Origin of the sequence: Chlamydia serpentis (assembly GCF_900239945.1) — a bacterium.
GTDB lineage: Bacteria > Chlamydiota > Chlamydiia > Chlamydiales > Chlamydiaceae > Chlamydia > Chlamydia serpentis.
In genome coordinates this window covers 1,130,621-1,143,969 of sequence record NZ_LT993738.1, presented here as the reverse complement: position 1 = coordinate 1,143,969, position 13,349 = coordinate 1,130,621, and the positions used below count along the sequence as shown (strand labels likewise).

Below are 13,349 nucleotides of genomic sequence, written 5' to 3'. Positions count from 1 at the left end.
AATCTATAGTAGGCTACAAAAGCGTCTTTACTTAAACTTGACGTTAAAAAGTTTTAACAGATTTGCGGCTTCAGGGAAACTAGAAGTATCTCCACTTTGAATCAGATCCAATACACGGTTCGCTAACGTCTTACCTAATGAAACTCCTTCCTGATCAAAAGAATTAATCCCCCAACAAAATCCTTGAAAAGCGATTTTGTTCTCATAATAAGAGAGCAATTGCCCAAGAGTGTAGGGATTCAGCTGATTAAAAACTAAAACCGAAGAAGGACGGTTCCCGTCGAACTGTCTATTTGGATTAGGATTTTCAGAACCACAAGCTAAAGCAATCGTCTGAGCGATCATGTTAGCAAAGAGTTTTTCTGATGAATTACTTCCCTGAAAGAAGATGTCTTTACCCCCCTGGCTTTTTTCAAAACCTATAAACTCTATAGGGACAATATCCGTACCTTGATGAAGACATTGGAAAAAAGAATGTTGTGCATTAGTCCCTGGCTCACCCCAAATAACAGGACTTGTAGAAAATTGGACTCTGCTACCATTCTGAGTGATGCTTTTCCCATTAGATTCCATACAACACTGTTGCAAATGCTCTGGGAAAAACTCTAAACCGGAAGAATAAGGAATAATAGCTGCTGTAGAGTAGCCTAGAAAATTGCGATTCCAAATGCTGAGTAAAGCAGAAAGCATAGGCAGGTTCTCTAGAGCGTTAGATTTCAAAGCTATCTGATCCATGGCTGAAGCACCTTGAAGTAATTGGAAGAAAACCTGAAACCCATAAGCAAATCCTAAGAGAACGCCACCAACCATAGAAGTAGAAGAAAAACGCCCTCCGATGCTATCCCAAAGATGAAATACTTCAAAATACCTACTGGTATCATCCATAGGACTGTCTTTACAGGTAACTGCTATGAAATGATCTTTTGATAGCAATCCCTTTTGAGAAAAAGATTCTGCAAAAAAGGCCTCGTTAACCGCTGTCTCTATTGTAGTTCCTGATTTTGATACTACAACTACTAGAGTCTTAGTATAATCTATGGTATTTAAAACTTCAGCAACGTTGTCGGGATCAATGTTAGAGATAAAGTGTACAATCTTATCTGTGGGACAATAAGCACGTAGTGCCCGATATAGTGCTTTAGGACCTAATTCAGATCCTCCGATTCCTATCTGTACTATAGTAGTGAATTGATCCCGGACCTTCTCTAAAAAATCTTTAAGACGTTGCGCCTCTAATCGAGATTGTACTGCAATATCTTCAGCTTGTCCTGTAAAGGAGCGTTCTGTTACCCATGCACGAGTTGCGGTATGCAATGCAGGTCGCATTTCGCTCGGGAATCCTTCAATATAATTCACGACCTCTCCCTGTTGCATCCCCAACATAGAATGATACAATCCCCTTTCTTCCGCTAATGAAGTCAAGGCAGCAAGTACCGCATCATCCACACGTTCTGTAGCAAAGCTAAAGGTAAATCCTTCCTCTAGCAAAGCAAATTTTTTAATTCTGTCTTCAGAGAGCAATCCTGGAGACGTTAAATCTATAGGATTTAAAGCAAACTCCTGCAGAATTTTTGTTGAATTGCAATCTAAAAAATTTTTTCTTTCCATTCTTCTTCTCTCAGTAGCGTGAAAATTGCTCTGCTCCCTATACTAAAATTAAATTTATTACTGAGTGTCCGTGCCCTTGAACCAGTTTCAGCAAACGATTTTGGAACAGTTCTCTTTGTTTTTATCTGTAGATCGTGGCCTTTGCAAACAATCTGTAGCAGCTTACCGTCAAGATATCTCTTCCTTCCTTTCAATAAGTGCTATTCAATCTCCTGAAGATATCTCACAAAACAGTGTTTATATCTTTTCAGAAGAGCTTTACAAGCGCAAAGAGGCAGAAACCACCTTAGCCCGTAGGCTCATTGCTTTAAAAGTATTTTTTCTTTTTTTAAAAGATCAGCAACTGCTTTCTTATCCCCCAATCATCGAACACCCTAAGATATGGAAACGCCTCCCTTCAGTACTCACTCCTCAAGAAGTCGATGCCCTACTTGCTGTTCCTCAGCAACTTGACAAAAATCCTCCACAAATTGCTTCCCGTGACACAGCAATTCTCCATACACTATATTCGACAGGTATCCGAGTTTCTGAACTTTGTGATCTCCGTTTAGGTCACGTCAGTGACGATTGTATTCGAGTCACGGGAAAAGGTTCTAAAACTCGACTGATTCCTCTGGGTTCTAGAGCAAGAGACGCTATCGATGCTTATCTTTATCGATTCCGAGACCGTCACCAAAAAAAAAATCCCCGGGAAGACCATCTGTTCTTATCAATTAGAGGGCAAAGACTAGAACGCTCATCTGTATGGCGTCGTATCCATAACTATGCAAAGTTAGTTACCCCAAAGCCAACGTCCCCTCATTCATTACGACACGCTTTCGCAACACATCTACTCGATAACAAGGCAGATTTAAGAGTAATTCAAGAAATGTTAGGGCACGCGCGCATAGCTTCTACAGAGATTTATACCCATGTAGCTGCAGATGCTCTGGTAGAGAAGTTCCTATCCTACCACCCGAGAAATCTTTAATCACATTCATAGAAAATTGTCCCATCTTCAAATCGGGTATAGCATCCACGATTCTCTTGACCCGCATTCTTAGTATAGCCATAAGTGTCTGGATAATAGTAACCATAGTCATAGGGATAATAAAAACTATAAGGCACAGTCCCCTGATGTTCTTCAAATTGAAGACCAACTACAGGTCGGACTTCCACTTTCTGTGAAGGCTCTAATAAAGGTACAGCGACTACATTTAAAGCGTTTAATGTTTGTACACAGCATGTTGCGGAAAATATAACAGACAGTGTTATGACTTTCTTCATAATAAAGATCTCTAAAAAATCTAACCCTTAGCTTTTATTTTACTATGAATGACAAATTTTATGGGGAATTTAAAGAAAGCTTAGAATAAGGAGATGCCCAGGATAGGACTTGAACCTACATGCCCGAAAGCACTGGATCCTAAATCCAGCGTGTCTACCAATTTCACCACCTGGGCAATGCATCTGTCAATAGACATAACCGACTTAGCCATTTTCCATACTTAGCTTGTTTTTTGTAAACAAAAATCCTAAAGGCTTTTTATTATCTGTCTCCTTCCCTTAAACCTCTTACAATCAAACTTGCAGGAAAATGACATTTTAGCTAATTTTCCTTTTTTTCTATGCCTTAATTATACAACATGAATGTTCCTGTTCCTTCCGCAGTTCCTTCTGCCAACGCAACTCTAAAAGAAGATAGCTCAGCAACTTCTACCTTATCTTCTGGGATAATGAAGACTATAGCAGGTGAAGTGTTAGTTTCTTGTATGACAGCAGAAAGCAGTTCCTCTACTGAAATCCTAACTTTTCTAGCTCTAGGACAAATTATTTATGCTAACCAACAAGAACTGTTACAACAAAACAACGAATGCTCCCATCAACTATTCTTTCTCTCTCCTGAAGCTGTACAATTAGAAGCCGAAGTCCTTGCTTTCCTATCTGAGATGGGAAATGCAAGTAACGTGGCAGATACTTCAGAAACACAGCAACCTCAAAACAAACAAGAAGAAGCTCTTCCACAGGAAAGTAATGGTAAACAATCGTTAGTATTCTCACGCTCCTCAAAGCCTTTGATTTTCCAAAACCCAAAACAACAATCACTTACAATAACAACAGAGAGTTCTTTAAAAAAACAAAGCGAAACAGAATCGCACGAAATACATACTCATAATACTCCATTCCCAACTAACTCTGGTCTGCAAAAATGCTTGCCTCTACAAGTAAATGCCCAACAAAAAATTCTATCAGATCAGAAAGAAGCAAAACTCTTAACACCTCTCTCTCAACGCTCTACAGAAAAACAAGAGGAAAGCCTTATTACTTCTAAAGCTGATGATCTGCATAAAAAGCATGATGATGGACAAGAACAAGAACACCACGACCAAAGGCAACACCAAGAAGAAGAAGGACAACCGAAAAAGAAAAAAAAGAAACATAGTCTAGATCTAGATGATCTCACAGAGCATCCTAGACAGACTCTAAATATAGCAGATTTAATTTTCTCAGATCAAATACGTTGCTCTCCCGAAGAGACTCCCAAAGAACAGACCTCTTTTAGAAAGAAATTACCATCTCCAATGTCTGTTTTTAGCAAAACTTCCCCTTTTAAGACTTCATTATCTAGGAACTCTTCAATAAATACGCCTATAAAAACTCCAAAAGTAGAAAACGTATTTTTAAAGTTCATGAGGCTAATGGCAAGAATCTTAGGACAAGCTGAAGCTGAGGCCAATGAACTCTATATGCGTGTAAAAAAACGTACTGATGATGTAGATACCCTCACTGTTCTTATCTCTAAAATCAATAACGAAAAGAAAGATATCGATTGGAGTAAAGATGAGGAAATGAAAGCTTTAGTAAATAAAGCGAAAGAAATTGGCGTGACGATAGAGGCAGACAAATATAGTTGGACAGAAGAAGAGAAAAGGCTTCTAAAAGAAAATGTCCAAATGCGCAAGGAAAATATGGAAAAAATCACGCAAATGGAAAGAACCGATATGCAAAGACATCTCCAAGAGATTTCCCAGTGTCATCAAGCACGCTCTAATGTACTCAAGCTACTCAAAGAACTTATGGACACCTTCATTTACAACCTACGCCCCTAATGTCATACTTAACTTATTTATTAGAAAAAATCACTGCTTCTTCAAAAGAAAATTTTCCTTTTCCTGATGATTTGGAGAGCTACTTAGAAGGATATATACCTGATAAAAATATAGCCCTAGATACCTACCAAAAGATCTTTAAAGTCTCCTCTGAAGATCTTGAAAAAGTATATAAAGAGGGTTACCAAGCCTATCTTGATAAAGAATATCGCGAAAGTATCAATATTTTTCGTTGGTTAGTTTTTTTTAACCCTTTTGTCTCTAAGTTTTGGTTTTCTCTAGGAGCTTCTCTACATATGGATCAGCAATATCGACAAGCTTTACACGCCTATGGAGTCACTGCGATATTGCGAGATAAAGATCCTTATCCTCATTACTATGCTTACATATGTTATACTCTCACAAATGAATATGAAGAAGCTGAAAAAGCTTTAGAATTAGCATGGGTACGAGCGCAACATAAGCCTCTTTATAATGAACTCAGAGAAGAAATTATAGATATTAGAAAACATAAATAATACGGAAACTCGACTATGTCCTCATGGTTATCTCAAGCAAGTGAAATTCTTCTTAATCAAGATCTCTATATTTCTGATCGACCTAACATACAAGACTCTCTTGCTACTAAATCTGCCTATTCTATAACCGTAGCACCTAAGAACGCTCAAAAGCCCCTTCTTAAATTTTTTAATGCAAAATCACAGATACAAGCTAAGACCTACAGTATTTCAATCTCTGAAAAAACATTCACTGTTGTAAATGCAAGAGAAAGAATGTTACGCTTTGGGAGTTCTTTCGAATCTCAACTCCAAAAAACCTCGCATGCTCAAACTTCTTCTCCTTGGGGCCTCTTCTCCCAAAAAAATAGTACAGAAGCGAGTAAGGCTCTAATGCAAGAGCTCGCAATGCCAAAATCTTTAGAGAAAGAACATAAAAAAATCCTGGATAAAGCTTTTGATTCTAAGGATAATAACTTTTCTAAAAACGTTGAAGTTCTCAATCCTCAACAACGTCTAGGTTGGTTTGGATTCGCAGAATCCTCACATTCTCAAAGTCATGAAAATAAATCGCGAGAGCTCTTCCAACCCACTAGCAAAAAGCAAAGTGAGAGCTGTATTCAAGAGTATTCTTTCCAGAAAAAAATTGAGACCATAGTACAGATAAAAGGTCTGTGTAAAGACCCTACTGCTCAAGATCAGGACTCTAATCAACAGGAAAAGAAAAATCCTTTTAAAGAAGACAAAAGCAGTAAAAATAGACTTGCGAAAGCAACAAGAGCTGTTCCTGTAATCCCTCCTCCTACCATCGGAGTTTTTACATTAGGTTATCTGTTAACAAAGCAAGGAATCCTTTCAGATTTTTCTTCATATGCATGTCACAAAGACTCTATGGAATCCACGCAGCGAGAAATCGATGCTCTACATGAAAAAAGAATGGAAAATATCAAAGTAAGCATTGAGAAAGAAAAACGAGCAAAACTATGGGGTTCTCTTGCTAACATTGTCGAATGGATTGCTCCTTTTGTTTCCATAGGGATAGGAATTGTTGCTATCTTAAGTGGAGGCGGTATCTTTGCTTTTGCAGGATTCTTTGCAGGTCTAATTTCTCTTGTTATTAAGTGTTTAGAAAAATTAAAGTTTTGGGATTGGCTAGAAAAGCAGCTGCCCATAAAAAACGAGAGCGCAAGAAGAAAAATTATAAATATAATACAGTGGGTAGTCTATTTAACTCCTGTAATTCTTTCGATATGCACATTAAAAATAGAAAACTTAGGTTTCTCTCCTATTATAGAAGGGGCTATTAAAGGAATTCAACCTGCGATAGAATCAGCAATGGCAGCTTTAAGATGCGCTATACTTTTTTCTCAAGCACAATTATATAAGCTCAAAGAAAAACTCACTAATATCCAAATAGAAATTGATTTAAAAAATTTTGATAGAGATGACAATTACGAACGTTCGCAAGAACTTCTGGATAATATGGAACAAGCTTTTGAGGTTCTTTCACAAATTTTAAATTACATGCGTGAATTAGACCAAACGTACCTGCATTCGCAAAAAGCATAAATCCCAGACAAACTGTTATGACTATACCCTCCCAAACAACATCAACTTCTACTACTGAAGTAGAGGTTGATTTTATAGATGAAAATTCTTCTGAAGAAACTAGTACTAGTACAGAAGTGCAGTGTTCTCTCCTTCAAGGACAACAACATGCTCTACTACGTCCGGCTTCTGATTTATGTGTAAACATATTAATGCAAGCAGAAGCTGTATTATCACAGGCAACACCTTCTAAGGAAAAGCCTCTACAAGAAGAGCAACTCCTAGTCAAAACTGGAATGCTAACCAAATCTTTATCATCACCCAACCTTAAATCAAGCAATTCTCAGGAGAGCAGTTCGTCCCCCTATCGTCTCCCAATACAACAGCAAGGTACATCTGCTAAGTTAATAATGAAAGAAACAAGTAAAGAGTGTTCGAGTCCATTTCCTTTTTCTTCTTGCAGAGCTCCTGAAAAAGGCTCTGCTACTAATAAAACAATTATGGTTTCTGTTCCAATACCTAAAAATCCAAATAAAGAAGAAATAAGTCCTTCTCAATCACATGCGCAAATTAAAATAGAGACCTATTCTAACGACACTATAAAAGAACATTGTGCTAAAGAGAAAGCTTCTCAACATACAGATTCTAAAGAAGCTAAAAAATCTTCTACAACTAAATCTGATACTCTTAGTCCTATGTCACTTTACGGCATCTTACAAAAAGAAACCCTCCAACCAACATCCTCTACAGAAACTCACAAACAAGACGAAGAACACCAAGATCAGGGACAACAAGAAAAATACGAGCACGAACAGGAACACGAACAGGGTCAAAAGAAGAAGAAAGCATTTTCTAATACTAAAGTTCTTGAAAAGATTTCGAGTGCTAAAAACACCATATATGAACCTTACGTGCCTATTCTCCCTGATCCTATTGTGGAGTTTGCCTTGTCTGAAGCACAGTTAAGTATACTTGCAGGAAGACGTGTAACTAACCTTGATGTTCTTAAAATATGTACAGAACTTATGAAATTGATGCTTAAAAGTCGTGCGAATGACACGATATCACGACTCGAGGAAAGAGAACTCATGGAACGAGAAGCGCAGACATTAGCAGAGAGTTATGCACGACAAGCTAAGTATGCTCGTTGGCTAGGCATAGCGACAGCGACACTAGGTATTTTAGGAGCTCTTTCCCCTATGATTGGAGAAATTTGTGGTGATAGTATCTTAGGATTTGTCCAAAGAATTTCTGGAAGATTTAAAGATGCAACTTCGAAAACTTTTTTTAAAGGAGCAGGAAAGATCTGTACCTCTCTATCGCAGCTTACTGATGCTGCTTCTAAGGTTCACGAACTTTCAGAAAGTTCTGTAAGGGCAGTCGCGGAATATAGAAAAGAAGTCTTCAGAATGAGACAAGACGAAATCACTCGTAGCATTGAAGAAGTTAAAGACAATTGGAAAAGTATGGATAACTTTCTTTTGAATATCCTTCAGACAGAACATGATGCTGCTCGTAGTCTCTATCAATAGAACTAGTTTTTTCGAATATTTTTATAAGCTTTTGTCTTTCCCCAGGGGAAGCGTACAGAGCAACTTTTTTCAGTAAAAAATGCTTCTTTTCCCTTTGGGAAAGAATCTAAAGGGAAAGAAATACTGATTACTACACTTCCAGGAGCCATTTCTGACAATGCAAGAATAATGTGATTCAATAAGCGTCGTGAAAAGGAAGATCCATAAAAATAAACATACGAAGCTCCTAATAAACTCACGTTTTTAAAATCTTCAATACAAAATAATGTTAATCCACTAGATAACTTACGATGGATACCTCTAGAAAAATGAATAAATGATGGTTGGTTGTCAATGCCTATAACCTGACAACGCACCACATCAGAAAACCAAAAACATGCTTTCCCTAGACCACACCCCAAATCATAAAGAATATCTTGTGAAGTAATATCAAAAGTTTTGCTAATTTTGGAAAGGACAGACCACGGAGTCTCGCCATAGACATTTCCCTCTTTCAATAGAGAGGCTTCTGGCAAGCGACCAAGCTTCGCGTAAGGACTATACCTTAGCGAATAGATATACTTGCTAACATCATAGAAAAATAACTTAGGATATCTTAAATATAGAGAGCCAAAAAGACAAAAGGCCTCTCGGAAAGAGAAGAATAGTCTAGAAATTAATCTCCAAAAAAATAGGAAAACAAACCTACGAACAACGAAGAGCTTTTGGCAATTGAAATACAACATCTTCTATAGCAAATATATCGTTTTCTATTTCTAAGCCAGGAATAATTACGGAAAGTTTTTGAATACAGGCCTGCACAACATCCTCAGGAGTGGAAGCTCCTGCAGTAATTGCTATATCTCCAGGGTAGTCTAAGATTTTCTTACTAATGTCTTCAGAACTATTAATCAAATTAGCGGGGATTCCTCGCCTCAAAGCTACTTCACATAGGCGGTTAGAGTTAGAACTATTTACATCGCCAACAACAAAGACATAGTTGACACGATGTAAAATAGAACGTAATGCATTTTGACGGTTTGTAGTCGCATAACAAATCGAAGAGCTGGGAAGGGTAATAATAGCAGGATAACGTTTTTGCAAAGCTGCTGTAATCTCTTGAACATCATCCAAACTCAAAGTTGTCTGAGTAATATAAAACAAAGGAGTCTCAAGACTAAAAGTCAAAGTCTCTACATCTGCAACACATTCTACAACAGTAACGCTTTCAGGAGCTTCTCCGATAATACCAATGACTTCAACATGTTTTTTATGACCTATCAAAATTACCTGGTATCCCTTGCTGGCATACAACTTCACAGCAGAATGCACTTTAGTGACCAAACCACACGTAGCATCAATATCAATAAGATTACGAGCCTTTGCTTGCTGCCGAACCATAGGAGAAACCCCGTGGGCTGAGTAAATTATCCTTTGGCCTTCAGGAACATCAGTCAGCTCCTCAATAAAAATAGCGCCCTTAGCTCTTAAGGATTGGACAACATGACGATTGTGCACAATCTCATGCTTAACATAAATGGGAGGTCCCCACCGTTCTAAAGCACGTTCTACAACCTCAATTGCACGAACCACTCCAGAGCAAAAGCCCCTAGGATTACAGACTAAAAGCTTTCTCATAATTATACCTGAGAGCGAATTAAAAAAGCACGCTTTCGAAAAATCAAAAGCGTACTTAAGCTTAAGGCAATAATAATAAATATTCTAGTTCATTTTCATTTAAGCATAAGGATAAGTCACATAGGTAACCTCAGAAGACTCTTCCTGAGGTTTCTTCTCTTCTTGTTTCTTAGCGTTTTCAGCTAAAGAAGTGGTAACTATATTCTTTACTGTCTCAATATAATCAGAAAACCTAGTAGTCTGAAGATCTTTCGAAGTAAAGCCAAGATCAATGTGAGGAGAGACCCCTAGATTCTCAATAAAATCTCCATCTTTTCTAACCGCTAAAGATCCTGTTAAAGAAACAGCTTTAATACCAGAACGGTTGGGGAACGTCACTTGAAAGACAAATCCCCCGGCTCCTGCTGTTGTCTTGCCAATTAAAACTGCACGCTCGTTATCCTTTAAAATAGCCGGAGCTAAATCTCCACAAGAAAAATCATTCTCATTTATCAACATAAACAGAGGCTTAGTAAACTGATGTTTAGGATGAGGTTGAATGTATTCAAATCCCAATAAAAACAAAGGTTGTGAAAGATTAATATCACCAGTAGCCCAGCAAGAAAGGACACGTTGAGAAAAATTCTGTAACGCTGCTACAGCATGCATATCCATGCAATAACCTTCCATGGTCTCTCCAAGGACTGTTCTTGCCTGCTCATCTGTAAAAACATCTTCTAACAAATCCTGCCAGTGCAAGGCCGAACTAACTTCATCCTGAGTCAAGATCAATCTATGTTTAGCCGTCTCTAAAGGACGATCTGTTAACATAGATAACAAGCCATACATATAGAAAACACTACCCCCAGGATTATTAGTCTGATCAATAATCAAAGCATCAGCTTCTTTTTGAAAAATATCAATAATCTCCCCAAAGAGCTCCCAAGGATTGTCTTTGTGATTATCTTCAAGACCTTCTAATTCAGAAGGTATATAAGAAGAAATCCTTAGCATTCCTAGGCGATACGTATTGCCCTGTTTATCTCTTGTTTTAAAAATATACGCACGATATGGCCCCTTCGTCTGTTCCCAAACAACAGGACCAAAGAGAGGTAGAAACCCATCTCGACTTCCTATGTGATAGCCACTCTCAAAGCGTTGCTTATTTTGCACCCGCACTTCTTCCCAAAAATAGGGCACCATATAGGAACTAAACAATGAATTAGTAGGGCAAGAATAATTTTTTGACGACACGCGAAACAGTGAGCAACTCGGAGATTGGAATAAACGTTTATCTTCAGGAATCAAAGGAGCTAACAAAGAAAAATCTCCAATATGCTCTGGAGTATATCGCCAACGGACAGCTGTCGAACGAATTATGCCACTAGGTCGACGAACTTTTATCATAGTAATTCCTGTAGGGACAGCATCTCCAAGAGCAGCGGAGCGCGACGTCAATGAACGCACTGCAGAGGAATAATCTGTAAGACTACCCCGTCCAGAGCGCAGACTCTCAATAGCCTCACGAACTCCCATACTATCAATTTCAAGAATTTCATCTCCTATAGAGATATCACCCTGATGTGTCTGCACGTCTACAACAAACAAATGACCAGTTTCAGTCCTTTGAAATATGTAGGGAATATACGCGCTTTCAGTATTATAAAATACGAGCCCAGCATGATAATCATTTAACGATTTCATATAGTTAGAGAGAACCTTTTGGCAATAATTTGTGGTAGGTTTCTCCTCAATGAGCAATTGCAAGCGAGCTTGCTGTGTTTGTTGAGATAAATCCCACCCAAATAACAACTCTTTCCATGGTAGTGGAGCGTATTTCACGCCTATCAAATGCTCTATTACATTTAAATCTTGATAGGCATTGTTCTTGGTCAAATCCTTAGCAAAACCAATAACACTGCCTGCGAACAGAAAGCCAAAAACTATGGCTCCTAGTTTGCCTTTTTTCATACTTACCTCTCTTTTCTATGGAGAATCGTTATAAGGAGGCAAGATATTAAACGTTGAAAAGATTTTTTTAAAAACATTATCTCAAAAACACGCAAAATTCTGATACATGAAGGACAGGATTTTTATTTTTTCTCCCATAAAAAATTAAATAAAGACGTTCAAACTCTCTAGAACAAAATAAGAAAGTAAACCACCGAAATAACTAGCTAAAGCTATCCAAGAAATTTTTTTAAAGTACCATAAAAAATCTACTTTCTCAAGTCCCATAAAGGCAACCCCAGCAGCGGAACCAATAATAAGAATACTTCCTCCAGTTCCGGCAGCATAAGCAATCAATCGCCATAAAGTGTCGTCTACAGGAAGATTATACATTCCCATAGTAGCCGCTACTAAAGGCACATTGTCTAACACACTGGAAATTAATCCTATAAAGATTGCAACAACATTCCTAGAAAAAATCTTATCCATCCACAACGAAAAATCTGAGAGTAAATTTGCAAAAGCTAAAGCATTAACAGCGAGTAATATTCCAATGAAGAAAGTAATAGAAGAAATATCAATCTTAGTCAAAATGTGAGGTATTCTTAAATGGTAACGATCTTCACCATGGGGAGAGTGAATCCAATCGCTGGTTAACCAAACAAGACCTAAGCCTAACAAAGCTCCCATAAAAGGAGGCAACCCTAAACACGCCTTCCATATAGGAACCATAAGCAGTGATCCCAAACCTATGAAAATAATCCAAAGACTTCTTGGAGGTGAAGCCTGTAACTCTACATCCTTAGCAATCATAGTTGCACCACGTTTGCGAAGGAAAAATTGCCCACAGAAACCAGCAACCAACACACATACTAAACTAGGAATAAATAAAGAACGTATAATCCCCCAGGAAGTAATCTTATTATTGATCCATAACATTGTTGTCGTCACATCCCCAAGAGGAGTCCATGCTCCACCGGCATTTACTGCAATTACACAAATAGCTCCTAACAATAGACGATCTTCTCGCACTTTGACTAGACGCTTCAAAATCGAAATAATAATGATGATAGATGTAAGATTATCTAGTGCTGCTGATAAAAAAAAAGAAAGTCCAATAAGTACCCAAAGAAGAAGTGTTCGCGACTGTATCCGACAACACTTTACTATTACAGAAAATCCTTTATGCGCATCAATAAGCTCGACAATAGCCATTGCAGAGAACAAGAAAAAAATGACTTGTGCCATGTCAGCAATTTCCTCAATGAAGATCATATGATCCCCCATAGGAATATGAGAAAAACAAACTAGCCACATCAATCCTCCCATAGCCAAGGCAATCGCAGATTTATTCACTCTAACAATGTGTTCAAAGACAATCGCAAGATATCCAAATAAAAACAGCGCACACAATTGCAACTTCAGCATAGCCACCCCTACAATAATTTAGTCAACCACTCTACTCCTAACTCTTACAGAGGTAAAGAAGGAAAAATTTTTCTAATTATTCTTTAAGAAATCACTACCTA

The 13,349-nt window shown here is 37.9% G+C and carries 11 protein-coding genes and 1 tRNA gene; 5 read left to right on the top strand and 7 right to left on the bottom strand.

Features of this window, described 5'->3' with window-relative positions:
* Positions 1 to 27: 27 nt before the first annotated feature.
* On the bottom strand, positions 28 to 1,608 hold the full coding sequence (locus C834KP_RS04990) for a glucose-6-phosphate isomerase (RefSeq protein ID WP_108897058.1): 1,581 nt from the start codon (positions 1,606 to 1,608) through the stop codon (positions 28 to 30).
* A gap of 70 nt (positions 1,609 to 1,678) precedes the next feature.
* Here C834KP_RS04990 and C834KP_RS04985 point away from each other — a divergent pair, with 70 nt between their 5' ends.
* Positions 1,679 to 2,578, top strand: a complete 900-nt coding sequence (locus C834KP_RS04985; RefSeq protein WP_420808676.1) for a site-specific tyrosine recombinase XerD — start codon at positions 1,679 to 1,681, stop codon at positions 2,576 to 2,578.
* On the opposite strand, the gene C834KP_RS04980 is transcribed toward C834KP_RS04985, so the two are convergent.
* Both C834KP_RS04980 and C834KP_RS04975 read right to left on the bottom strand, forming a co-directional pair.
* Positions 2,575 to 2,874 carry a hypothetical protein gene (locus C834KP_RS04980; protein ID WP_108897056.1) on the bottom strand — a complete coding sequence of 100 codons (300 nt, stop codon included), beginning with the start codon at positions 2,872 to 2,874 and terminating at the stop codon, positions 2,575 to 2,577. The genes C834KP_RS04985 and C834KP_RS04980 overlap by 4 nt on opposite strands.
* A 94-nt stretch (positions 2,875 to 2,968) precedes the next feature.
* Positions 2,969 to 3,050 (bottom strand) — tRNA-Leu (locus C834KP_RS04975).
* A gap of 183 nt (positions 3,051 to 3,233) precedes the next feature.
* Between C834KP_RS04975 and C834KP_RS04970 the strand changes: the two genes are divergently transcribed.
* Genes C834KP_RS04970 through C834KP_RS04955 form a run of 4 tightly spaced genes read left to right on the top strand, consistent with a single transcriptional unit; the run spans position 3,234 to position 8,274 of the window.
* Complete coding sequence (locus C834KP_RS04970; RefSeq protein ID WP_108897055.1) at positions 3,234 to 4,697, top strand: hypothetical protein; 1,464 nt, start codon at positions 3,234 to 3,236, stop codon at positions 4,695 to 4,697.
* Entirely contained in the window at positions 4,697 to 5,215 is a 519-nt protein-coding gene (locus C834KP_RS04965) for a SycD/LcrH family type III secretion system chaperone (RefSeq protein ID WP_108897054.1), read from the top strand. Before C834KP_RS04970 ends, C834KP_RS04965 begins: the two co-directional genes overlap by 1 nt.
* A gap of 15 nt (positions 5,216 to 5,230) precedes the next feature.
* On the top strand, positions 5,231 to 6,763 hold the full coding sequence (gene sctE, locus C834KP_RS04960; protein WP_108897053.1) for a type III secretion system translocon subunit SseC family protein: 1,533 nt from the start codon (positions 5,231 to 5,233) through the stop codon (positions 6,761 to 6,763).
* 17 nt (positions 6,764 to 6,780) lie between these two features.
* Positions 6,781 to 8,274 (top strand): hypothetical protein, encoded by a 1,494-nt coding sequence (locus C834KP_RS04955; RefSeq protein WP_108897052.1) that lies wholly within the window; start codon positions 6,781 to 6,783, stop codon positions 8,272 to 8,274.
* Between the two features lie 2 nt (positions 8,275 to 8,276).
* Here the strand turns inward: C834KP_RS04955 and C834KP_RS04950 are convergent, their stop codons facing one another.
* From C834KP_RS04950 to C834KP_RS04935, 4 genes are all read right to left on the bottom strand, one after another.
* On the bottom strand, positions 8,277 to 8,789 hold the full coding sequence (locus C834KP_RS04950; protein WP_275667714.1) for a class I SAM-dependent methyltransferase: 513 nt from the start codon (positions 8,787 to 8,789) through the stop codon (positions 8,277 to 8,279).
* Positions 8,790 to 8,958: 169 nt separating this feature from the next.
* Complete coding sequence (gene ispH / locus C834KP_RS04945; protein ID WP_108897050.1) at positions 8,959 to 9,891, bottom strand: 4-hydroxy-3-methylbut-2-enyl diphosphate reductase; 933 nt, start codon at positions 9,889 to 9,891, stop codon at positions 8,959 to 8,961.
* A gap of 99 nt (positions 9,892 to 9,990) precedes the next feature.
* Positions 9,991 to 11,841 (bottom strand): protease-like activity factor CPAF, encoded by a 1,851-nt coding sequence (locus C834KP_RS04940; RefSeq protein ID WP_108897049.1) that lies wholly within the window; start codon positions 11,839 to 11,841, stop codon positions 9,991 to 9,993.
* A 144-nt stretch (positions 11,842 to 11,985) separates the two neighbouring features.
* The gene (locus C834KP_RS04935) at positions 11,986 to 13,248 is read right to left on the bottom strand and encodes an NhaD family Na+:H+ antiporter (RefSeq protein WP_108897048.1); all 1,263 of its coding nucleotides are present in this window, start codon (positions 13,246 to 13,248) and stop codon (positions 11,986 to 11,988) included.
* Positions 13,249 to 13,349 lie beyond the last annotated feature (101 nt).

Bases quoted from the DNA above. Each gene is read 5' to 3' on its own strand.
- sctE (WP_108897053.1), top strand. From the start codon at position 5,231: ATGTCCTCATGGTTATCTCAAGCAAGTGAAATTCTTCTTAATCAAGAT.
- C834KP_RS04965 (WP_108897054.1), top strand. From the start codon at position 4,697: ATGTCATACTTAACTTATTTATTAGAAAAAATCACTGCTTCTTCAAAA.
- C834KP_RS04980 (WP_108897056.1), bottom strand. From the start codon at position 2,874: ATGAAGAAAGTCATAACACTGTCTGTTATATTTTCCGCAACATGCTGT.
- C834KP_RS04940 (WP_108897049.1), bottom strand. From the start codon at position 11,841: ATGAAAAAAGGCAAACTAGGAGCCATAGTTTTTGGCTTTCTGTTCGCA.
- C834KP_RS04990 (WP_108897058.1), bottom strand. From the start codon at position 1,608: ATGGAAAGAAAAAATTTTTTAGATTGCAATTCAACAAAAATTCTGCAG.
- C834KP_RS04970 (WP_108897055.1), top strand. From the start codon at position 3,234: ATGAATGTTCCTGTTCCTTCCGCAGTTCCTTCTGCCAACGCAACTCTA.
- C834KP_RS04935 (WP_108897048.1), bottom strand. From the start codon at position 13,248: ATGCTGAAGTTGCAATTGTGTGCGCTGTTTTTATTTGGATATCTTGCG.
- C834KP_RS04955 (WP_108897052.1), top strand. From the start codon at position 6,781: ATGACTATACCCTCCCAAACAACATCAACTTCTACTACTGAAGTAGAG.
- ispH (WP_108897050.1), bottom strand. From the start codon at position 9,891: ATGAGAAAGCTTTTAGTCTGTAATCCTAGGGGCTTTTGCTCTGGAGTG.